The 22,939-nt window shown below is 74.8% G+C and carries 10 protein-coding genes and 2 pseudogenes; 7 read left to right on the top strand and 5 right to left on the bottom strand.

Annotated elements, in window-relative coordinates:
• Positions 1–31: 31 nt before the first annotated feature.
• Together ABTZ03_RS23375 and ABTZ03_RS23370 are read right to left on the bottom strand one after the other, a co-directional pair.
• A pseudogene (locus tag ABTZ03_RS23375) lies at positions 32–6,448 on the bottom strand (type I polyketide synthase); the annotation flags it as partial.
• A gap of 249 nt (positions 6,449–6,697) precedes the next feature.
• Positions 6,698–9,334: pseudogene (locus ABTZ03_RS23370) on the bottom strand (type I polyketide synthase); the annotation flags it as partial.
• Positions 9,335–9,647: 313 nt separating this feature from the next.
• Here ABTZ03_RS23370 and ABTZ03_RS23365 point away from each other — a divergent pair.
• A complete protein-coding gene (locus ABTZ03_RS23365) occupies positions 9,648–10,781 on the top strand; it encodes an acyltransferase family protein (RefSeq protein ID WP_350514986.1) in 1,134 nt (377 codons plus the stop codon).
• Positions 10,778–11,677 (top strand): NAD(P)-dependent oxidoreductase, encoded by a 900-nt coding sequence (locus tag ABTZ03_RS23360; protein WP_350514985.1) that lies wholly within the window; start codon positions 10,778–10,780, stop codon positions 11,675–11,677. Before ABTZ03_RS23365 ends, ABTZ03_RS23360 begins: the two co-directional genes overlap by 4 nt.
• Before the next feature lie 58 nt (positions 11,678–11,735).
• On the opposite strand, the gene ABTZ03_RS23355 is transcribed toward ABTZ03_RS23360, so the two are convergent.
• Positions 11,736–13,424, bottom strand: a complete 1,689-nt coding sequence (locus tag ABTZ03_RS23355) for an HAL/PAL/TAL family ammonia-lyase (protein ID WP_350514984.1) — start codon at positions 13,422–13,424, stop codon at positions 11,736–11,738.
• 495 nt (positions 13,425–13,919) lie between these two features.
• Between ABTZ03_RS23355 and ABTZ03_RS23350 the strand changes: the two genes are divergently transcribed.
• The 3 genes from ABTZ03_RS23350 to ABTZ03_RS23340 all read left to right on the top strand — a co-directional run bounded on the left by ABTZ03_RS23350 (position 13,920) and on the right by ABTZ03_RS23340 (position 16,370).
• Complete coding sequence (locus ABTZ03_RS23350) at positions 13,920–14,810, top strand: SDR family NAD(P)-dependent oxidoreductase (RefSeq protein ID WP_350514983.1); 891 nt, start codon at positions 13,920–13,922, stop codon at positions 14,808–14,810.
• A gap of 48 nt (positions 14,811–14,858) precedes the next feature.
• Positions 14,859–15,653, top strand: coding sequence for an alpha/beta fold hydrolase (locus tag ABTZ03_RS23345; protein WP_350514982.1), 795 nt, complete (start codon positions 14,859–14,861; stop codon positions 15,651–15,653).
• 138 nt (positions 15,654–15,791) lie between these two features.
• Positions 15,792–16,370 (top strand): TetR/AcrR family transcriptional regulator, encoded by a 579-nt coding sequence (locus ABTZ03_RS23340; RefSeq protein ID WP_350514981.1) that lies wholly within the window; start codon positions 15,792–15,794, stop codon positions 16,368–16,370.
• Positions 16,371–16,379: 9 nt separating this feature from the next.
• Here the strand turns inward: ABTZ03_RS23340 and ABTZ03_RS23335 are convergent, their stop codons facing one another.
• Both ABTZ03_RS23335 and ABTZ03_RS23330 read right to left on the bottom strand, forming a co-directional pair.
• Positions 16,380–17,183: an alpha/beta fold hydrolase gene (locus ABTZ03_RS23335; protein ID WP_350514980.1), complete on the bottom strand. Its 804-nt coding sequence runs from the start codon at positions 17,181–17,183 to the stop codon at positions 16,380–16,382.
• Between the two features lie 133 nt (positions 17,184–17,316).
• Positions 17,317–18,474 (bottom strand): helix-turn-helix domain-containing protein, encoded by a 1,158-nt coding sequence (locus tag ABTZ03_RS23330; protein WP_350514979.1) that lies wholly within the window; start codon positions 18,472–18,474, stop codon positions 17,317–17,319.
• 110 nt (positions 18,475–18,584) lie between these two features.
• Between ABTZ03_RS23330 and ABTZ03_RS23325 the strand changes: the two genes are divergently transcribed.
• On the top strand, positions 18,585–19,391 hold the full coding sequence (locus ABTZ03_RS23325; RefSeq protein WP_350514978.1) for an alpha/beta fold hydrolase: 807 nt from the start codon (positions 18,585–18,587) through the stop codon (positions 19,389–19,391).
• 1,396 nt (positions 19,392–20,787) lie between these two features.
• The coding region (locus tag ABTZ03_RS23320; protein WP_350514977.1) for an NB-ARC domain-containing protein at positions 20,788–22,939 on the top strand (2,152 nt) is incomplete at its 3' end.

Below are 22,939 nucleotides of genomic sequence, written 5' to 3'. Positions count from 1 at the left end.
GTCCTCCTGGTCGGGGCGGTGCGGGGCGCGGTCAGCCGGTGGGGGCGGGCGTCCTGGCGTCCTCGGGCGTCGTGGCGGGGCCGGTCCCCGCCGGGGGCGCCGGCAGCCAGCCGGTCCGGACGAAGAAGTCCACGTAGCGCCGGAACAGCGGCAGATCGACCGTCGGCCGGTCGATCCCGGTGCCGGCGAGCGCCCGGTCGGTGGCGGTCACGTCCATCAGCCGGTGGACGCCCTGGTGGCCGGAGAGCCGCTCGAACTCGTCGAGCAGCGGGGTGAGCGCGTTGCCCGGGTCGGCCAACACCGTCCGGCGCCACTCCTCCCCCGTCACCTCGGGCAGCGGATAGCCCAACTCCCTCAGGTGTCCGATGAGTTCACCGTACCCATCGGTGCCGGTGTTCTGCAGGTGGAAGGTGCCGCCGGCGCTCTCCCGCTGCCCGGCCAGCGTGGTGATCGCGGCGCTGACGTAGTCGACCGGGGTCATGTGGACGGCGCCCAGGCCCTCGCCCGCGAGCCCGGCCGGGACGGCCCCGGACTGGACCAGGCCCTTGAGGCTCAGCCAGACGAAGTCCCGGGTCTGGCAGGCCCCGTGGCGCTGGTCCCCGCAGATCACGTCCGGCCGGTACACCGTCACCGGCAGTCCGCGCTCCCGGGCGATCCCGACCACCTGCTCGGCGACCCACTTGCTCTGCGCGTAGCCGTGGGCCAGCGCCTCCGGCGGGCCGGTGGGGGCGGTGACGGTCCGCGGGCCCTCACCCGCCGTGGCCGGGGTGAACACCCCGGTGGAGGAGACGTGGTGCACCGGCACCGTGCGGTGCCGGGCGGCCAGCCGCAGCACCTCCCGGGTGCCGGCCACGTTGGTGGCCCGGAGTTCGGTGTAGGAGCGCAGCCAGTTGACCGCGGCCCCCGCGTGGTGGACCACGTCGACGATCCGGGCCAACCGGTCGAACTCCAGCTCGGTCAGGCCGAGTCGGGGCTGCCCGAGGTCGCCGACCACGACCGCCAGCCGGTCCGGGTCGATCTCCTCCCACACCCGGTACCAGCACAGCCGCTCGCGCAGCCGCTCCGTCGCGGCGGCCCGGTCGGCGGCCCGCACCAGGCAGTGCACGGTGGCCTTGGTCGAGCGCATCAGGTCGCGCAGCAGGAAGGCGCCGAGGAAACCGGTCGCCCCGGTCAGCAGCACCTCCTGCGGTTCGACGGCGACCGGGACGACCTCGGCGGCCGGGCGGATGTCGTCGTCGAGCCGGATGTCGGCCGCGAAGTCCCCGTCGGGGGCGGAGTGGGTGCCGACGGCGGAGAGGGTGCCGGTCGCCGCGAGCGTCTCCAGCAGGTGGTCGGCCAGCTCGGCCGGGGTCGGGTGGGCGAAGACCGCCCCGGCCGCCAGCCGCAGGCCGGTCAGCGCGTCGAGCCGGTTGCGCAGCTGGACGGCGCCGAGCGAGTCGAAACCGAGGGCGGGGAAGGCGTCCTCGGCGCTGACGCCGCCCGCGTCGAGGTGGCCGAGGGTCCGGGCGGCCTCGCGACGGACCAGGTCGACGGCCAGCGCGCGGCGCTCCTCGGGCGGCAGGGCGCCGATCCGTCGGGCGAAGGTCTCGGCCTCCGCCTCGCCTTTGCCGACCCGCGGGCGGGGCGGCAGGGGCGTGAGGCCGGTGAAGACCAGCGGGACCTCCTCGGGCCGCTGCCGCAGCGCCCGCAGGTCCAGCGGGGTCGCCACGACGGCGGCCCGCCGCCCGCCCAGCGCCGCGTCCAGCAGGTGCGGGCCGTCCTCGGCGGTGACCGGGCGCAGCCCGCCCCGGGCGATCCGGCGCAGGTCCGCCTCGCCCAGGTGCCCGGCCATGCCGCCCTCGTCCCGCCAGAGCCCCCAGGCGAGCGAGGTGGCGGGCAGGCCGAGGCCGACGCGGTGCTCGGCCAGCGCGTCCAGGAAGGTGTTGGCGGCGGCGTAGCTGGCCTGGCCCGGTCCGCCGACGATCCCGGCGACGGAGGAGAACAGGACGAAGGCGGACAGCTCGTGCCGGAGCGTGAGCTCGTGCAGGTGCCAGGCCGCGTCGACCTTGGGCCGGAGCACCGCCGCCAGCCGCTCGGGGGTCAGGGCGGCGAGCATCCCGTCGTCCAGCACCCCGGCGGCGTGCAGCACGGCGGTGAGCGGCCGCTCGGCCGGGACGGCCGCCAGCAGGGCGGCGAGCGCGGGCCGGTCGGCCACGTCGCAGGCGGCGACCTCGACCCGGGCGCCGAGGGCGGTCAGCTCTGCCCGCAGCCGGTCCGCACCGGGGGTCGCCGGCCCGCGGCGGCCGGTGAGGAGCAGGTGGGACACGCCGTGCCGGCGCACCAGGTGACGGGCGAACACCGCGCCGAGCGCGCCGACACCGCCGGTGATCAGCACGGTGCCGTCGCGGCGCCAGGGCGAGTCGCCGGAGTCCTCCGGCCCGGGGAGCGGTACGGCCCGGGCCAGTCGGGGCACCAGGGCACGCCCGCCGCGCAGGGCCGCCTGGGGCTCACCGGAGGCGAGCAGGGCGGGGAGGGCGGCGAGCGAGGCCGGGCCGTCGTCCAGGTCGACCAGGTGGATCCGGTCGGGAGCCTCGGACTGGGCCGAGCGCAGCAGGCCCCACACCGCGGCCGCCGTCGGTTCACCCGCCCCGGCCACGGCGCTCCGGGTCGCCACCACCAGCGGCCGCCCGACGGTCCGTTCGTCCGCGAGCCAGCGCTGCGCCAACTCCAGGGCCCGTACGGCCAGTTCGTGCACGCCGCCGGGGATGTCGGGCCCCGGCACCGGGGAGAGCGGAGCCAGCACCGCCTGGTACTCCCCGACGGCCTCCAGCACCGATCCGAGGTCGGCGAAGCGCCGTCCTACGGGCAGGGCTGGCTCCGCGTCGCCCGCGAGCACCGCCCACCGGACCGGCGGCACGGCCGTCGGGAGGGTGACCGGCACCCAGTCGAGGTGGAACAGTCCGTCGTTCGCACGGGTCCGCGCGGTCGCGGTCGCCCGCTCGGCGGAAGGACCCTCGACGGCCGGAGCCTCGGCGGCCGGACGCACGGTCACCGCGTCCACCGAGGCCACCGGACGGCCGGTCGGATCGGCGAGGTGCAGCGCGAGGCCCGCCGGCCCGGGGGTGATCCGGGCCCGGATCCGGGTGGCCCCGACGGCGTACAGCCGGACGCCGCGCCATGCGACGGTGGTCACCGGCCCGGCGCAGCGGACCACCCGCTCCAGCAGGTCCGGGTGCAGGCCCCAGTCCTCGGCCGCAGGCGAGTCCGCGCGCTCGTCCGCCAGGGCCGCCTCGACGAACAGCTCCTCGCCGCGCCGCCACAGCGCCGTCACGCCCGCGTCCTCCGGCTCGACCGCCTCGGCGCCCGGCGGCGGCCACGCGCCGCCCTCGGCCGTCGGACGGGCGCCGCCCCGGCTGAGCGTGCCCGAGGCGGCCGGGGTCCAGGCCCCGTCCTCCCCCGAGCGGGTGTGCACCGTGAACGGGCGGTGCCCGTCCGCGTCCGAGCCGCCCAGCACCAACTGGGCCTCCAGTGAACCGACTTCGGACAGCACGGCGGACGGCCGGACCAGCAGGTCGTCGAGCACCGCGCAGCCGGCCTCGGTGCCCGCCCTGAGCGCCAGCTCCACCAGCGCGGCCGCGGACGGCTCCGGCAGCCGTCCGGCGAACAGCAACTCGTCCCGCCCGGCCACCTCGTGGACGGCGGACAGCAGCGGGTGCGCCAGCGGTCGGCCGCCCGGGCCTGCCGTGACCGCCGGGGCCGAGGTCAGCCAGTACCGTTCCCGCTCGAACGGGTACGTCGGCAGCTCCACCGGCGCCGAGCGGCGCGGCCCCAGGAAGGCGCGCCAGTCCACCGGGACCCCGGCCGCCCACAGCTCGGCCAGCGCCCCGACCAGTCCCGGTGCCTCGGCCGCGCCCGCCCGCACGGCGGCGACCGCCGTCACGGTCGTGCCCTCGTCCAGGCAGCCGCCGACCAGGGGCGACAGCACCGCGTCCGGGCCCACCTCCAGCGTGACGCCCACCCCCTGGGCGGCGAGCGTGCGGACCGCGTCCAGGAAGCGGACGGGCCGGCGCAGTTGGGCCGTCCAGTGGTCCGGGGAGCACAGCTCCGCGGCGGTGGCGAGCCGCCCGGTCAGGGTCGACACCAGCGGCAGCGTGGGCGGGGCCAACCGCACGTCGGCCACCGCCCGCCGGTACTCGTCGAGCGTCCCGTCCAACGCCGCCGAGTGGGCGGCCCGGCTGATCGCCAGCCGCCGGACCCGGCGGCCCCGGCCCTCCACTTCCGCGGCGAGCCCGCCCACCTCCTCGGCCGGCCCCGACACCACCACGGAGGACGGGCCGTTCACCACGGCCAGCGACACCCGCCCGCCGTACGGCGCGAGCAGCGGGACCAGTTCGGCCTCCGAGGCCTCCAGCGCCACCATGGCCCCGCCGGCGGGCAGCGCCTCGACCAGCCGGCCCCGGGCGGACAGCACGGCGGCCGCGTCCGGCAGTGCGAGGACGCCCGCGACGTGGGCGGCCGCCAGTTCGCCGACCGAGTGGCCGGCCACCACGTCCGGCCGCACGCCGAACGACTCCAGCAGCCGGAACAGCGCCACCTCGAAGGCGAACACCGCCGCCTGCGAGTACGCGAAGCGGTCCAGCGCGCCCGCGCCGGAGAGGACCGCGCCGAGCGGCGCGTCCAGGTACCGATCCAGCTCGGCGCAGGCCTCGTCGAAGGCCGCCGCGAAGACCGGGAACGCGTCGTACAGGCCGCGTCCCATCCGCGGGCGCTGGGCGCCGTGCCCGGTGAACAGGAAGGCCGTCCGGCCGGGCCGTACGGCGCCGCCGTCCTCCTCAGTACAGGCGCGGAGCCTCGCCAGCAGGGCGTCCCGGTCGGCGCCCACCGGCGCGGCGCGGTGCTTCAGCGCGGCCCGGCCGGTGGCGAGGGTGTCGGCGACGTCCCGGGGCGAGAGCTCCGGGTGCGACTCCAGGTGTGCCAGCAGCCGCGCCGCCTGGGCGCGCAGTCCCGGCGCGGTGGCGGCCGACAGCGGCCACGGGACGGCGGGCAGCGGTGCCGCCTGGGCCGTCGGCTCGGGCTCTGCCGCCGTGTCGGGCTCCGGCGCCTGCTCCAGCACCACATGGGCGTTGGTCCCGCCGACACCGAAACCCGACACGGCGGCCCGGCGCGGCGCTCCGGTGCGCGGCCACGGCTGCTGCTCGGTGAGCACCCGGACCCCGGTCCAGTCGACCAGCGGCGTGGGCTCGTCCACGTGCAGGGTGCGGGGCAGTACGCCGTGCCGGAGCGCCTGCACGGTCTTGATCACGCCGCCGATCCCGGCGGCGGCGGCCGCGTGCCCGATGTTGGACTTGAACGACCCCAGCCACAGCGGCCGTTCGGCCGGACGGTCCGGACCGTAGACGTCCAGCAGGGCCTGGGCCTCGATCGGATCGCCCAGCCTGGTGCCGGTGCCGTGGCCCTCCACCGCGTCCACCTCGGCCGGCGTGAGGCCGGCGTCGGCGAGCGCCCGGCGGATCACCCGTTCCTGGGCGAGGCCGTTGGGCGCCGCCAGCCCGTTGGAGGCGCCGTCCTGGTTGAGCGCCGAGCCGCGCACCACCGCGAGCACCCGGTGGCCGTGCCGGCGGGCGTCGGAGAGCCGTTCCAGCAGGACCAGCCCGGCGCCCTCCGCCCAGCCGGTGCCGTCGGCCGAGGCCGCGAAGGACTTGCAGCGGCCGTCCGGGGACAGCCCGCGCTGACGCGCGAAGTCGACGAAGCCCAGCGGGGAGCCCAGCACCGTCACCCCGCCGGCCAGCGCCATCGCCGACTCTCCGCCGCGCAGCGAGCGCACCGCCAGGTGCAGGGCGACCAGCGAGGAGGAGCAGGCGGTGTCGACCGTGACGGCCGGGCCCTCGAAGCCGAAGGTGTACGCGATCCGGCCGGTCGCGACGGCGCCCAGCCGGCCGGTCAGCAGGTAGCCCTCGTACTCCGCCGGGGCGTCCGGCCCGAGGTACGACTGCTCGGAGGCGCCGGCGAACACCCCGACCGCGGTGCCGCGCAGCGGCGTCGGGTCGATGCCCGCGTGTTCGAACACCTCCCAGGCGGTCTCCAGCAGGAGCCGCTGCTGCGGGTCCATCGCCGTCGCCTCGCGCGGGGAGATGCCGAAGAAGGCGGCGTCGAACCGCGTGGCGGTGTCCATGAACCCGCCCTCGCGGGCGTACGAGGTGCCGGGCGCCGCGGGGTCGGGGTCGTAGAGGGCGTCGAGGTCCCAGCCGCGGTCGGCGGGGAACGGCGTGACGGCGTCCTTGCCGTCCAGCACCAGCCGCCACAGGTCCTCGGGCGAGCCGATCCCGCCCGGGAAGCGGCAGGCCATGCCGATCACGGCCACCGGTTCCGCGGACTCCTGCCGGGCGTCCTCCAGTTCTGCCACCCTCCGGCGCGCGCTGCGCAGTTCGGCGGTCGCCCGCCGGAGGTAGTCGACGAGCTTCTCGTCGTCCGACATGCTTGGCTTCCTCTCTCGGCGGGCGGACCGTCAGGTCCGCGCCCGGCCGAGCTCGTTGTCGATCAGGTCGAACAGCTCGTCCTTGGTGGCGGTCTCCAGCCGGCCGTGCCGGTCGAGGAGTTGCCGCAGGCGGTCGGTGGCCGCGTGGACGGCGGGGTCGTCGGCCGGCCGGGCCGCCAGGGCCCTTTCCAGGCGGGCGACTTCGGCGAGCGGGTCCGGGTGCTCCGAGGTGGCCGTCCGGTCGAGCAGGAGGTCGGCGACGGCCTCCGGGGTGGGGTGGTTGAACAGCACGGTGACCGGCAGTTCGACCCCGGCGAGCGTGGCCAGGCGGTTGCGCAGCTGGACGGCGGTGAGCGAGTCGAAGCCGAACTCCCGGAACGGGCGGCCGACTTCGATGGACGTCGGGTCGGCGATCCGCAGGACGGCGGCCGCCTCGGCGCGCACCACGTCGAGCAGGTGGGCGCGCCGCTCCCCGGCGGGGAGTTCGGCGAGGCGCCGGGCGAGCGTGCCGGTCTCCGCCGGGGTGGCCTGGGGTGCGGTCGGGGCCGGGTCGGCGGGGGCGGTCGGCTCCAACCAGTAGCGCTCGCGCTGGAAGGGGTAGGTCGGCAGCTCGACGTGCCGGGCGCCGGTCCCGGCGAAGAAGGCCGACCAGTCGACGGGCGTCCCGAGCACATGCAGGCGGGCGAGCGCCCGGACGACGGTGCGCGGCGCCGCCTCGCCGGCCGCCAGCGCGGGCACCGCGCGGCCGTCCCCGGCCGCCCCCAGGGCCAGTACGGCACCCAAGTCGGCTGGCAGCTCGTCGACTTCGGACAGGTACGCGGCCGGATCGGCCCACCACTCCGCCGGTTCCTCGCGGCCGGTCGCGGCCGACAGCAGGGGCAGCAGAGCCGGTGTGAAGGCCAGTGCCGTCACCGCCTGCCGGAACTCCGCCCGGGCCGCCGGGTCGTCCCCCTGCCCGAGCAGCCGCTCGCGCGCGGCGAGCAGGGCCAGGGCGTCCGACACCGAGAGCACCCCGGCCAGATGAGCCGCGACCACCGTGCCGCCGCCTTCGCCGACCAGCGCCGAAGAGCTCAACCCCCAAGCCGCGTACAGCCGGTGGAGCGCCACCTGCGCTGCGAAGCCACCCGGCACATCAGGGACGGCGGCCAGCTCGTCGTACGCGGCAGCGAACACCGGGAAGGCGGAGCGGAGTTCGGCCACCGCCTCCGGCCCCGGCCCCTCGCCGTCCGGGCACAGCAGGACCGTCCGGCCCCCGTCGGCCGTCCGAGGGGTACCGTCCGCCGCCAGGCTCCCGTCCAACTCGCCCAGGGCTTCGATGAGTTCGTCCGCCGTACCGCCGACCACGGCGGCCCGGTACGGCAGCGCGGCCCGGGTGGTCGCCAGCGCCCGGGCGACGTCCCGGTGGTCCGGGGCCGGGCCCGCGCCGGCGAACAGCGCCAGCAGGTCGCGGGCCCGCGCCGCCAGGGCCGGGACGGAGCGCGCCGAGAGCACCCAGGGCACAGCCGGCAGCACGACCTCGGGCTCTTGGGCCTCCGGCTCCGGGGCCTCCTCCAGGATCACGTGGGCGTTCGTCCCGCCGAGCCCGAACGAGGAGACCGCCGCCCGGCGCGGCCGTTCGCCCCTCGGCCAGTCCCGGGCCTCGGTGAGCAGCGCGACCGCCCCCGACGCCCAGTCCACGTGCGGCGAGGGCTGCTCGGCGTGCAGGGTCGCGGGCAGTCGGCCGTGCCGCAGCGCCTCGACCGTCTTGATCACCCCGCCGACCCCGGCGGCCGCCTGGGTGTGCCCGAGGTTGGACTTGAGCGAGCCCAGCCACACCGGCCGCTCCGGCGACCGCCGGCCGTACGTGCGCAGCAGCGCCCGGGCCTCGATCGGGTCGCCGAGCGCCGTCCCGGTGCCGTGCGCCTCGACCGCGTCGACGTCCTCGGCGGTCAGCCGGGCGTCCGCGAGGGCGGCGCGGATCACCCGTTCCTGGGACGGGCCGTTGGGCGCGGTGAGCCCGTTCGAGGCGCCGTCCTGGTTGACGGCCGAGCCCCGGACCACGGCGAGCACCCGTCTGCCGTCCCGGCGTGCGTCGGAGAGCCGGGCGAGCATCAGCAGTCCGGCGCCCTCGCCCCAGCCGACGCCGTCGGCGGCCGCCGAGAAGGCCTTGCAGCGGCCGTCCGGGGAGAGGGCGCGCTGGCGCGAGAAGCCGAGGAAGGCGACGGGGGTGGACATCACGGTCACCCCGCCGGCCAGGGCGAGGTCGCACTCGCCGCGGCGCAGCGCCGCGCAGGCCAGGTGGAGGGCGACCAGCGAGGAGGAGCAGGCGGTGTCGACGCTGACGGCCGGGCCCTCCAGGCCGAAGGTGTAGGCGAGTCGGCCGGAGAGGATGCCGGGGCTGCTGCCGCTGAAGAGGTAGCCCTCGAAGTCCTCGCGGGGCAGCTGCGGGCGGCTGCCGTAGTCGTTGTACATCACTCCGGCGAACACCCCGGTCCGGCTGCCGCGCAGGTGCTCGGGCGGGATCCCGGCGCTTTCGCAGGCCTCCCAGGCGATTTCCAGCAGGATGCGCTGCTGGGGGTCGGTGCCGAGGGCTTCGCGCGGTGACATTCCGAAGAATTCGGCGTCGAACCGGTCGGCGTCGTACAGGAATCCGCCTTGTTCAACGTAACTGGTGCCGACCACGTCGGGGTCGGGGTGGAACAGGGAGTCGAGCGGCCAGCCCCTGTTCGACGGCAGTCCGCCGACCGCGTCGACCCCGTCGTCGATCAGGCGCCAGAGCCGTTCCGGGCTGTCGGCGCCGCCGGGGTAGCGGCAGGCGGCACCGATGATCGCGATCGGCTCGGACTGCCGTTCCTCCAGGGCCCGCAGCCGCTCCCGGGTGTCGACGGCGTCGGCGACCACGCGCTTGAGGTACTGGCGCAGGGTGTCATTGTCGGCCACGGGGGTCTCCGGTCCTGGATCGGGCGGGGCGGCGGGGGCGGCGCGACGGCGGACAATCGCGCACGCACCTTAGCCGGATACGCCGATCTCTATCAGATCTGACCCGCAGTCAACATTGCCGCTTGGAAAGTATGCAGAGCATCCATGGGACAGTATTCAGAACAGCCAATCGGCCATTCTCCTTTTTTCTGGCGTCGAATCAACTGCCCCGCCAGCAAGTTCGGTTACGATCACCACGCCTTCCCCCACCCGCTCCGACACCTCGGGAACGCTCTTGGCACTCGGCCGAACGACCCGGCTGCCCTCGCTCACCGGTCTGCGCTTCCTCGCGGCGGCCGCCGTGGTCGCCCAGCACTCCAGCCTGATCTGGACGCACGGCCACGGCGAGAACGCCGTCCTGCTCCGGCTGGGTTTCGCCGCAGTGACGTTCTTCTTCCTGCTCAGCGGCTTCCTGCTGGCCTGGGCCTGGCGACCCGGCCAGTCCGTCCGGGTGTTCTGGCGCCGCCGGGTGGCCCGGATCCTCCCCAGCCACCTGGTGACCCTCGCCCTCGGCGTGCTGCTGCTGGCCGCCGCCGGGCAGGCCGTGCCGCTGCACGCCTGGCTGCCCAACGCGCTGCTCGTGCAGACCTGGTCCCCCGGTTTCGACCTGCTCGACCCCGGGGTGAACGGGGTGTCCTGGTCGCTCTGCTGCGACCTGGCCTTCTACCTGCTGTTCCCCGTCGTCGCCCGGCGCGCGGCCGTGATCCGCCCCGAGAGGCTCCGGTACTGGGCCGCGGCGGCCGTCGCAGCCTTCGTCCTGGTCCCGCTGCTGGCCACGGCCGCACCACCGCTGCTCGACGGGCCGCCGTTCGGCCTCGGCGTGACCCAGCGCCAGATCTGGTTCAGCTACACCTTCCCGCCGGCCCGGATGCCGGAGTTCCTGCTGGGCGTGGTGCTGGCCCGGCTGGTCCAGGAGGGGCGGCTCGACCGGGTCCGGACGTGGCACGGCGCGCTCGCCTTCGCGCTGCTCTACCCGCTCGACCACATCGCCCCACTGATGTTCGGCATCGCCGCGATCACCGTCCTCCCACTGGCCGCACTGATCGTCGGGACCGCCAACGCCGACCGGCTCGGCCGGCCGTCCTGGCTCGCCCACCCGGTCGCCGAGCGGCTGGGGGTGCTGTCCATGGCGCTGTACCTGACGCACCTGCTGGTGATCGAGCACGGCGACGCCCTGCTCGATCCGTACGGCACCGCCGACGGGCTCCGCCCGCTGCTCTTCACCGTCGTCCTCGTCGCCGGATCGCTGGCCGCCGCCTGGCTGCTGCACGTCGCCGTCGAGGAGCCGATGGTGCGCCTGCTGAACGGACCGCACCGCACCCGCCCGGCCGCGGTCCTCACCACCGCCCACCAGAGGGAGACCCCATGACCACGCCCCAAGCGCCCGCCCCGGCGCCCGCCCCCGTCGCCGTGCTCGGCCTCGGTCTGATGGGCACGGCGCTCGCCGACGCCTTCCTGGCCGCCGGGCACCCCACCACCGTCTGGAACCGCACCGCCGCCCGCGCCGACGGCCCGGCCGCCCGGGGCGCCCGGCGCGCCGCGACCCCCGCCGAGGCGGTCGCGGCCGCGCCGCTCGTGGTGCTCTGCCTCAACGACCACCGCGCGGTGCACCAGGTTCTGGACGCCGCGGGCGACGCCCTGGCCGGCCGGGTCCTGGTCGACGTCACCTCCGGTACCTCCCAGGACGCCGCCGACGTCGCCGAGGCCGTGAGCTGGTACGGCGCCCAGAGCCTGGACGGCGCGCTGCTGGCCACCCCCGACACGATCGGCCGGCCGGAGACCGTCGTGCTCTACAGCGGGCCCGAGCCGGCCTTCCGGGCCCATCAGGCGACGCTGGCCGCGCTCGGCGGCAGCCCGGTCCACCTCGGCACGGACCAGGGGCTCGCCTCGCTGCACGACGTCGCGATGCTCAGCGTGCTGTGGTCCGGCCTGAACGGCTTCCTGCACGCGGCCGCGATGCTGCGCACGGCCGGGATCGGCGCCACGGAGTTCGCACCGACCGCCGAGCTGCTGTTCGCGGGCATGGGCGCCTTCGTGAACCGCTACGCCCGGCAGATCGACGAGGGCGACTACACCGCCGAGGACTCGGCGCTCAGCACCCACCTGGCGGGGGCCGTCCACCTCCTGCGGGAGAGCGAGCGGCGGGGCGTCAACCCCGACCTGCCCCGGCAGCTGCTGGCCGTGATGGAGGCGGTCGCCGCCCGCGGCCACGCCGCCGACGGTTACGCGGCGGTCATCGAGCACTTCGGCAAGCCCACGGAGTAGTCCTGGGGATGCCTGAACTCCCCCTTGCCCGCGGGGGGGTTCAGGCATCGGTACGGGCTCAGCCCCCGGCCGCCACCGCCCGCAGCCGGCCGGACCCGATCAGCTCCGTCACCAGGCGGATGTCCCGCTCCATCCCCCGGTCGCCGGTCATCACCGGCGACACCGCGCGCACCGCCGCGTGCACGGCGGCCGTCTGCCCGCTGAGCCGCTCCACGCCGCGCAGGTCGGCGGCCTGGCAGAGCGCGAGCAGGTGGATCGCCGCCGTCTGGCGCACCAGCTCGACCACCGTGCGGGCGTCCCGGGCGGCGATGGTGCCCATGCTGACCTTGTCCTGGTTGTGCGCCTCGGTGGATCGGGAGAAGGAGGTCGCGGGCATGGTCAGCTTGAGCGCCTCGGCGACCAGCGAGGAGGCGGCCAACTGCATCGACTTGAAGCCGTGGTGCAGGCCGGCCTCCCAACTGTCGTCCGGGAAGCGCGGGATGAGGTTCGCGGTGAGGCCGTTGTTGTACTTCTCGTCCACCACCAGCTGCAACTGCCGTTCCAGCAGGTCGCCCACGCTGGCGACGGCGGTCTTCAGCGAGTCCATCGCCTGGCCGATGTGCCCGCCGTAGAAGTTGCCGCCGTTGACGACCGCCCCGGTGTCGGTGTCGAACAGCGGGTTGTCGTTGGAGGAGTTGATCTCGACGTGGGTCCAGTCGGCGGCGAAGGCGAGGGTGTCCCGGAGCACGCCGTTGACGTGCGGCGCGCAGCGGATCGAGTACCGGTCCTGGACGGGCTCGGTCAGCCGGCGGTAGCCCGTCCCGTCGGGCATCGGGTCGGCCTGCTCGTCGAGGTCCCCCACGAACGGGCCGTCGCCGTCCCGGCCGAGCAGCCGGCGCACCGTCCGGGCGGACTCGGCGCTGCCCGGGTGCGGCTTGTGGTCGAACACGAAGGCGTCGAAGTGGCGCGGGTTGCCGTTCAGGACCTGGGAGGCGAGGGCCGTGCACAGGTCGGCGGCGTGGGCGAGTTCGGTGGCGTCGCGCAGCGCCAGGACGGCGAAGGCGGCCATGAACGACGTGCCGTTGACCAGTGCCAGCCCCTCCTTGGAGGCGAGCACCACCGGCTCCAGGCCGGCCGCCGCCAGCGCCTCCGCGGCGGGCCGGGTCTCCCCCCGGTGCAGCACCGTGCCGTGCCCGGTGAGCATGGCCCCGAGGTAGCTGAGCGGGACGAGGTCGCCGCTGGCTCCCACCGAGCCGCGCTCCGGGACAACCGGCAGAATGTCCTGTTCCAGGCAGTCCAGCAGCAGTTGGACGACCTCCGACCGGATCCCCGAGTTGCCGCGGGCCAGGCAGTTCGCCCGGGCGATCACGGTCGCCCGCACCACCTCGGGGGCGGCCGTCGGGCCGAGGCCGCAGTTGAAGCCGCGGATCAGGTTGGCCTGCAGCGCCTCGACCTTGGGCGCCGAGATCTGCCGGGTGTTGCTGTCCCCGAAGCCGGAGGTCACGCCGTAGACCCGCCGCCCGGACTCGACGATCGCGTTCTTCAGATCCACCGACCGTTTCATCCGATGAACGGCACTGTCGGCGAGCGCCACCCGCCAGGCCTCGGGCCGCCGGGCCACCTCGGCCACCTGGTTGACCGTCAGGGAGCGTCCGTCCAGCAGCAGATCGGCTCTTGACACACCGGACGTGGCCGAACCGCCCTGGATCCACTGGGCGTTCGACGTGCTCGGCGCGTTCGGCGTGCCCTGCGTGCTCTCTGACGACAACTCGACTCTCCTGTCTGCGGGCGCCGTCGACGCGCCTGCGGGGGCCCGGTGCGGGCGGGACGGAACGGGGTGCGACGACGAACGCGCGCGGGACTGGCCACCGAGCGGCGTGCGACTGCGCCCCGTTGATCTCCTATCACCCTACGTCACCGCGATCCGCTCGACGTAACGCCCCGACCCCGATCGAACACGGCCGGGGGATCCCCGCGGTTCGACCGACGCGCAGGTGGGCGCCCCGCCCCGCCGCACCCGAGGCCTCCCCACCGGGGCGCGGTCGCATCGCGCGGTCGTGGTCACCACCCGTCAGGGCCGGTACGGCGCGGGCGTGTCGCCGAACAGTCGATCGAGCTGCTTCCGGAAAGCCCGAACGACCCACACTCCGATCGAGGGGTGCGGGCCGCCGCCAGTCATTCAAACGGATAGGTCATCCACATATCTGCTAGTGTCCCGATCAAGCGGATGACCTATCCGATTTCTTGACGGGCGGAGGAGCTCATGACGAAGACAGCCGTGGTCACGGCCGGAACCGGCGGCATCGGTCTGGAGACGGCCCTGGGGCTGGCCGCCGCCGGCCTCGCGGTCACCGTGGTCGGACGCAACGCCCAACGAGGCGCCGGCGCGGTCGAGCGGATCAACGCCACCGGCCCGACCCACCCAGCCCGCTTCCTGGTAGCGGACCTCGCCTCGCTGGACCAGGTCCGCGCCCTCGCCGACCGGATCGCCACCGACCACACCGCCCCCGGACGGCAGCTGGCCGTCCTGGTCAACAACGTCGGGGCGATGTTCGCCCGGCGGCAGGAACTGGACGGCGTCGAGGCCTCCTTCGTCGTCAACCACCTCTCCCCGTACCTGCTGACCGAACTGCTGCTCCCCACGCTCACGGCCGGGGCCCCGAGCCGGATCGTCAACGTGACCTCGGCAGCGGTCGGCGTGGCCAAGCGGGCCTTCGAGAGGGTCGAGCCGCCCGGCGGCTACTACGGCTTCCACTGGTACGGCCGCGCCAAGCTCGCCAACCTGGCCCACACCCTCGACCTGGCCGCCCGGCTGGACGGCACCGGCGTCTCGGTCCTGGCCGCCGACCCCGGCGGCGCGGCGACCGCGATGACCGACGGCACCCTGACCGACCCGAGGATCGTCTCGCCCGCCCTGCGGCTGCTGTGGCCACTGGTCCGCCGCAGGTTCGAACGCTCCACCTCCGGCCCGGCCTCGGTGGCCGCCCGGCCGTCGATCGTCGCCGCCACCGACGCCGCCCTGGAAGGTCGGACCGGCCTCGTGATCGGCCCCGACACCCACCCCGTCGCCCCGTTCCGCCCCGCCACCGACCCCCGCCTGGCCGCCGCCGTGCGCCGCCTCAGCGAGGCCCACGCGCCCGTGGCGCGCGGCTAGCCCACTCCACTTAGCCCACTTCACTTCCCGTCACCCAAGGACACGACCATGAGCACCGCCAATTCGACCGGCTACGCCCGCACCGTCCACGGCTCCGGCCCCGGCCTCCTCCTCGCCCACGGCGCGGGCGGGGGCATCGAGGCCAACTTCGGGCCGATCATGGCGGGCCTCGCCGCCCGCCACACCGTCGTCGGCGTCGACTACCCCGGCTCCGGCCTGACCCCCGACTCCCCCACAGCGCTCGAACTCGACGTCCTCGCCGACCAGTTGGTCGCCGCGGCGGACGACGAAGGGATCGACGCCTTCGCCCTCTGCGGATACTCGCTGGGCGTCCCGGTCGCGATCCGGGTCGCCGTCCGCCACCCCCGGCGGGTCACCCGGCTGGTGCTGACCGCGGGTTTCGCCCGTCCGGACACCCGCACCGACCTGTCCGCCGCGATCTGGCAGCAGCTCCACGCGTCCGGCCAGCACCTCCTGCTCTCCCAGTTCCTGACCCGACTCGCCCTGAGCGCACCGGTGTTGAACTCCCTCACCCCCGAGCAGGTGCGCGCCGCCGCCGAACGGACCGCAGCCGCCCACCCGACGGGCACCGCCGCCCAGGTGGACCTGGTCCGCCGCACCGACGTCCGTACCGACCTGGCCGCGATCGCCGCGCCGACCCTCGTCATCGTGACCACCGGCGACGCCCTGACACCCGTCTCCCTCCAGCACGAACTGGCCGCCGCCATCCCCGGCGCGCGGACCGCGGAACTCGCCACCGGGCACCTGCCCTTCGTCGAGCAGCCGAGCCGGTGGCTGGAACTCATCACCGACTTCCTCGGCCCGCAGCAGGACGACGTCTGACCCGCCCGGTGCGGGTCGGCCCGGCGGCCGTCCCGCACCGGAAGATCACGAGCTCGCCGTCCCGCCTATGATCGGATGCCGACCCCGCACGACAGCTGCCGTGCGGGCCACCCGACGAGCGACCTGGACCGCCCACTCATGACGATGCCACCGCTGCGCAAGGACGCCGCCCGGAACTGGGACCGGATCGTCGCCGTCGCCCGCGACCTGGTCGACCAGGGCATCCCGCTGCAGCTCAACGACGTCGCGCGCCGGGCCGAGCTCGGCGTCGCCACGGTCTACCGGCACTTCGCCACCCCCGAGGCCCTGCTGGAGACCGTCGCCACCCCCTGCCTGGAGGCCCTCGCCGAGCACGGTCGGCTCGCCCTGGCCGACGAGGACCCCCGGCGCGGGCTGGAGTCCTTCCTGGCCCGGGTCGTCGAGGCCCAGGTCACCGACGCCGCCCTGCCCCCGGTCGCCGCGGCGGCCGAGAACGCCCTGCCGCGCACCACCGAACTGCGGCAGGCGCTCGCCGAGGCCGGCACCGCCCTCCTCGACCGGGCCCACCGGGCCGGGACGGTCCGCCCCGACCTCGCCGCCGCCGACCTCGTCCCGCTGATGTGCGGCATCGCCCACGCCGTGAACATCAGCGGCGGCTCCCCCGCGGCCCGCCACGCCACCGCGCAGCGCTACCTCACCACCCTGCTCGAAGGCCTGCGCGCCACCCCGACGACGTAGGCCCTCGCCTCACAGCGAGGCGACGAAGGCGGCCAGGCAGGCGCTGACGGCGTCCGGCCGGTCCAGGTGGGCGGTGTGCCCCGCGCCCTCGAAGACGGTCGAGTCGGCACCGGGGTTGAGGGCCGCGGTGGCGGCGGCGTGTTCGGCGGGCCAGAACTGGCTCTCGGCGCCCGCCGTGATCAGCACCGGGACGTCGGCCCGGGCGACGGTGTCGCGCCAGTCCTGCCGGGAGTGGTCCAGCAGCAGCGGAAAGGTCTCGGGGGTGATCAGGTTCTCGGCGCCGCGGCCGCCGGCCGCCTTGAGCGCGGCGTCGAGCTCGGCCGGGTCGGGCCAGGAGCGGCCGCGGCCGGTGGCGAACCAGTCCGGCGTGCCGAAGAAGGTGCCGAGGTTCCCGTCCGTCAGGCCGTAGAAGCCGTACGGCCAGTCGGGGCTGTTGACCATCTTCGGGGTTTGGTCGACGGTGACGATCCCGGCGAGGCGGCCGCAGCCGAACAGGCTGACGTAGGCCCAGACGGTACTGGCTCCCATCGACTGGCCGACGGCGACGGCGCCGCGCAGGTCGAGGGCGGTGATCAGGTCGTCCAGGTCCTTGCCGCGCCGGGCGATGCGCTGGCCCCAGGCGGGGCGGTCGGATCGCCCTTGCCACCGGGGGTCGAGTGAGATCACCCAGTGCCCGGCCGCCCGGAGCGGCGCCCACTGCAGCGCCCAGTCGTCGGCACCCGCGCCGTAACCGGGGACCAGCAGGACGGGCCGGCCCTCGCCCTCGTCGTAGTAGTGCAGGCGGACGCCGTCGTTCGTGGTGATCGTGGGCACGGGGCCTCCTGGCCTGGGCGGCGGGGTCGGGGACCGGCCCATCCTCGGGTCGACGGACGGGCGGCGGCCCGCGGCACGCACGGGCCTCACCCGGACGGCCCAAGCGGCGTGGCGGCCCAGGCGGCGCGGCGGGTCAGCCGAGTTCGCCGGTCGCCTGGAGGTGGCGCACCGCCCACCACAGGGCCAGGGCGTCCTCGGTGCGGGCGGGGTCCAGGCCGGTGGCGACGGTGAGCCCGCGGATCCGGTAACGCAGGGTGTTGGGGTGGACGAAGAGGGCGGCGGCGGCCTGCTCGGCGTTGGCGTCGGCGGCCAGGTAGGCGTCCACGGTGCGCACCAAGGTGGTGCGGCGCTCGCCCGTGGTATGCCCGAAGCACCGTTCGACGAGCTGTCCGCCGACCGCCGGAAGGGTCAACACCGCACGGTGCAACGGGAGTTCCTCGGCCCGGACGCAGCGGTCCAGGGCGAAGGCGACGGCCAGTTCATCGGCCCGCTCGGCCTCGGCGAGCGACTCGCGCAGCCGGCCCGGCGGGCGCGCCGGGCCCAGCCCGGCGGGCAGCGGCACCGCGACCGGGAACGGCCGGACGGCCAGGCCGATGACCCGGTCGGTGCCCGGCTCGGCGAGCAGGGCGACGGTGTGCGGGCGCAGCGCCCACTCCACGGCGGCGATCGTCCGCCCGGCCCCGGGCCGGGCGTGGCAGACGTGGTACTCGGTGCGCAGGTCCAGACCGAGCGCGGCGGCGGCCGTCGCCAGGTAGTCGGTCGGCAGGTCGCCGGTGACCAGTTGGCGCAGCAGCAGGGTGCGGTGCTCCTGGGCGGCCCGGGCCTTCTCCAGGTCCCGCGTCCGGTGCCCCTGGACGACGGCCGCGGACACCCGGTCGCAGCCGTCCCAGAAGTCCCGGGCCAGCTCCAGCCCGGCCTGCGGGGCGTCGGCGCGCCGGATCTGCTCGTAGAGGGCGTCGAAGGCGCGGCGGGTGGTCAGCCGGAACGCCTCCAGCAGCGGTTCCAGCCCGATGCCCTGTTCGGCCCGCAGCGAGCCGAAGGCGGCGAATTCCCGCTGCTCCTCGGCGGTGGCCTCGCGCCCCTCCCGCAGGGAGGCCAGCACCGGCGCCAGCACCACCAGCAGCTCCGCCCGGACTCGGTCGGGGTCCTGCCCGTGGTAGGCCGGGATCTCCCGGACGACCGTGGCGGCGGCCCCGGCGGCGATCTCCTCCAGCGACAGTGCGGCCAGCACCCGGGCGCGCGGGTCACGGTCGGCCGCCGGAACGCTTCCCTCATCCACTGGTTTGTCCACACCGACAATTCTGGCCCGACCGCCGCTGTCCCGACCACCATGGCCAACCGCATGCCGCGCGAACAGGCTGGATTCAGCCGATCTCACCGCCCGACGCCCCGGAGGCAGCCATGCCGCACTTTGTCGCCAGCGACAACACCACCCTCCACTACCAGGACGAGGGGAGCGGCCGTCCGGTCATCCTGATCGCGGGCTACGGCGCGCCCGCCGACAGCTGGGCCCTGCAGTGGGCACCGCTGCGGGCGGCCGGGCACCGGGTGATCTCCTTCGACCGCCGCTGGCACGGCCGGTCCGACCGGCCCGCCCACGGCCAGCGCATCGCCCGCCACGGCAAGGACCTGCACGACCTGCTCGCCCACCTCGGCCTGGACGACGTCACGCTCGTCGGCTCCTCGATGGGCGCCGCCACCATCTGGTCCTACGTCAGCCTGTTCGGCTGCGGGCGCCTCGCCGGGATCGTCACCCTCGACCAGACCCCCAGGATGGTCAACAGCCCCGACTGGCCTTACGGCTTCTACGGTCTGACGGCCGACAACCTCGGCACCTTCTTCCTCCGCCCGGAGGCCGTCGACACCGGCCACGGCCGCCCCTGGCCCGACCAGGCCGCCACCGACGCGCTGCTCCGCCGGGCCGGCGGCCGCGGCCTGAGCCGACTGATCACCCCCGACACCTACCCGCTGCTCTTCGACCACGCCTGCCAGGACTGGCGCGACACCGTCGCGGGAATCACCGCGCCGGCCCTGATCGTGGCCGGCGCGGACAGCCAGTTCTGGCCCAGCGAACACGCCGCCGCCACCGCCCTCCTCAGCCCGCTCGCCCGCTCCGCCGTCGTCCCCACGGCCGGCCACCCGCTGCACCTCGACCAGCCCGACACCGTCGGCCGACTCCTCACCGACTTCACCGCCACCACGGCCTGACCGGCCCGCTGCCGGCCCCGGCAGCGGGCTGCCGATCGGGTCGCACTCGCCGCCCCGTTCGAGCAACCCTTACAGGTGGAGTTCTTTTACATACGCTCTGCGCCCTGAGGCGGTCCCAACCGTAGCGGCCGCGGTCTCCCAGAGCGCCTCCGTGTCAACCAGCCTGGATGTACCGCCCGGCCGCGGAGTTCGGCTTCGGCTCGGGCAGGACCCGCTGGCGGCGGCTCCCGGCGTGGAACGAGGCCGCCAGGTGGGAGCGGCTCCACCTGGTCCTGCGGAAGTTCGATTGGCCGGACAGGTGGACTGGTCCGGGGCGGTGCCCGACTCCCGTCACGGCCGGGCCACCCGGCGGGGCCCAAAATCGGCCTGAGCCTGTTCGACCACGCGCGACCGGGCAGCAAGCACCACGTCCTCGTCGACGGCCAAGGCATCCCGCTCGCGGTGTCGCTGACCGGCAGTAACCGCTGCGACGTCACCCAGCTGCTGCCCCCGCGCGCGCAGGTCCGCGTCGTGGCCGGCCTGGCCAGTCGGCCACGACGGGGACCGGATGTCCCGCGCGCCGACCGGAGCTACGACCACGACAGGTACCAACGCCTCGCGGGGAAGCTGATCGCCCACTGCGGAGCACCCCACGGTTCCGACCTAAATGCCCACCGTTGGGTCGCCGAGCGCACCCTCGCCTGGTCAGACGGAAAGCTGGCTCTCGATGCAGGGCTTCGGCATAGTCGGATGGCGTCCGGTTCGTGATGGTCTGTCGGCTGGTCGGTCCCGGAACGGAGGCAGGCACGCTTTCCAAGATCATGGAGTTCTCTACGCTGCCATGGCCTGAGTGGAAGACCGTGCCTGCCGACACATCATCGCTGATCCCCCTGCCCTTGACCAGCTCCGCGACCGGCCGGAGCCCGCACGTGAGGAGTTGCCCGGCCTCCTGGAACGGCTGGCCGGGGTACGAGGTTCTCCTCTAGCCGCTCCGCCCGTGTAGTGACTGCCCACCGCAGCAACGAGGTCATCACACCAAGTGCGACATCGACGCCTTCGCCGAGATCGACCTCAACGGCCTCCTCAACCGCCCCGGCGCCTTCAACCTCGCCCGTGCTGGCCTCGCCACCGAATACAGCACCGGCGAAGCCGTCCACACCGTAGTCACCCTCAACTACCCCACCACCGTCATCGAAGAGGCCGTCATCGCCGCCCCGGCCTCGCGCACGCCGATGCCATCGAAGCCGTCCACCGCCTCGGCATCAACGTCACCCATAGCGACCCCTACTCGGCGTCACCTCCTGACGGATCAAGTAGCCTACCCAGCCTACGAGTTCATCGATCCTATTCACGGGTACTACCATCTGAGATGCCGGCCTTCGGGCCAAAGGCAGTCAACGGGGAAGCCAGGTGGCTTGTGGCTACGTACGATCCGCGCGGTGCCTCGATCGACGCGCGCTGGGCACAAGGCGTCATGATCGGCGACCATGCCGTTCAGTACAACGTCTTCCCCTCGAGACCCGATCCCCGCAGGCCGTGGATGTCACCGGCCCTCGTCGGACCGCCCGTCCCCCGGCCGGACCTCTACGCGGCCCTGTGGGACGCCGTCACCCGCGACGACGCCGGACCGACCACCCTGACCACCTCGGTCGAGGGCGCTGGCGGCTTCGGCAAGACCACTCTGGCCGCCATACTCTGCCAGGACCCGAGGGCAGCGGAGCACTTCACCGGCGGCCTGCTCTGGGTGACGGTCGGCGAGCATAGCCGCGGCGCCCGGCTGGCCGAACTGGTCGGCGGCCTGTGCGAGGTGCTGTCCGGCGAAGGCGTGACGACGACAGACCCCCAGGCGGCGGGCGGGCGTCTCGGCGAACTCGTCGACGCCCGGGGCCCGGTGCTCCTCGTGGTCGACGACGTGTGGCGCTCCGAGCAGCTCGCCCCATTCCTTGTCGGCGGGCGGACCTGCCGCCGCCTTATCACCACCCGCAACACCGGCGTCGCACCACGCCGAGGGGTCTCGATCCTCGTCGACGCGATGACGACCGAGCAGGCTGCCGCCGCGCTCACCGGCGGCACGGGCCCGCTGCCCTCCGACCTGCTCGCCCGACTGGTGGCCGTCACCGGGCGGTGGCCGCTGCTGCTCAGCCTAGTGAATGGGGTACTCCTTGAACGCCTCACGGAGGGCGCGGACCCAGCGCAAGCGGCCCGCTGGGTGCTGCGCCGTCTGGAGTCCGCGGGCCCGGCCGCGTTCGACGTCGACCTGGCGGACTCCGGCGACCGCGGGCAGGCCGTCACAGCCACCGTGGATGCCAGCCTGGGCCTGCTCACCCCGGACGAACAGGAGCGCTATCTCGACCTGGCGATCCTCCCCGAGGACGTCTCGCTGCCCGCCGACCTGCTCTCCCGACTGTGGGGCACCGCGGCAGGGCTGTCCCCGGACGAGGCCGAGCGGCTCCGCGCCCGCCTCGCTCGGATGCGGCTCGTGCTGCCGCGCTGGCACGACGGCTCGCCGGTCGTCGGTCTCCACGACGTCCTGGGCTCCTGGCTGCGCCACCGCCTCACCGCCCAGGAGCTCACCCGGCGCCACGATCTGATGGTCCGTACGGCCTCCGCAGTTCTGCCCGCTCCGACGGAACCGGGCACGCCCTGGTGGGACCTCCCCGCCGAGCCCCGCTATCTCTGGCAGCGACTGCCGTACCACCTGGCGCGGGCCGGTCGGACGGACGAGCGCGACGCCCTGGTGTGCGACCTGCGCTGGGTGGCGGCGAAGTCGACCCGTCTGGGCTCCTCGGTGCCCGCCGAGACCGACCTTGCGGACGTGCCCACCGGCCTCGCCCGTTCGCTGCGGCAGTCCCTCGGCTCCATCACCCATCTGCTGACCCCCGGCGACCCGCCACCGGTGCTTCAAGCCACGCTCTACGGATACCTCTCCGGTGTCCCCGACCTGGAGCCGCTGGTGACCTCCTACCGCAGCGCGCTGTCCTCGCCCCAACTCGCCCCCGCCTGGCCGCTCCCGGACCAGCCGCGCACGGGCGTCGTCCGCGTCCTGACCGGTCACGTCAACGGGGTGAGCGACTGCGCCTTCGCCCCCACCGGGACGCTCCTCGCGACGACCAGCCACGACGGGACGGTCCGGCTCTGGGACTCCGCGACCGGCGGCCCGGTCAGGATCCTCACCGACCACGCTGGCGCTGTCGCAGCTTGCGTCTTCTCTCCGGACGGCATCCTGCTCGCCACCACCGGGCACGACCGTACGGCCCGGATCTGGCACGTCCCCACCGGAACCCAACAGGCCGTCATTTCAAGACACCTAGGCCCCGTCACCGGCTGCGCATTCTCCCCCGACGGACGACTGCTCGCCACCGCGAGCCACGACCGCACCGTACGCCTCTGGGACACCCGTACCGGCGATCCTGTCCGTACCCTGACCGGCCACAACGCCGAAGCCGTCGCCTGCGCCTTCTCCCCCGACGGCACCCTGCTCGCCACCACCGGGCACGACCGTACGGCCCGGATCTGGCACGTCCCCACCGGAACCCAACAGGCCGTCATTTCAAGACACCTAGGCCCCG

The organism is Kitasatospora sp. NPDC096077 (assembly GCF_040303245.1).
In the GTDB taxonomy this organism is placed as follows: domain Bacteria; phylum Actinomycetota; class Actinomycetes; order Streptomycetales; family Streptomycetaceae; genus Kitasatospora.
Note: the sequence above shows the minus strand (reverse complement) of the source record. Positions and strands in the feature narration are given on the sequence as shown.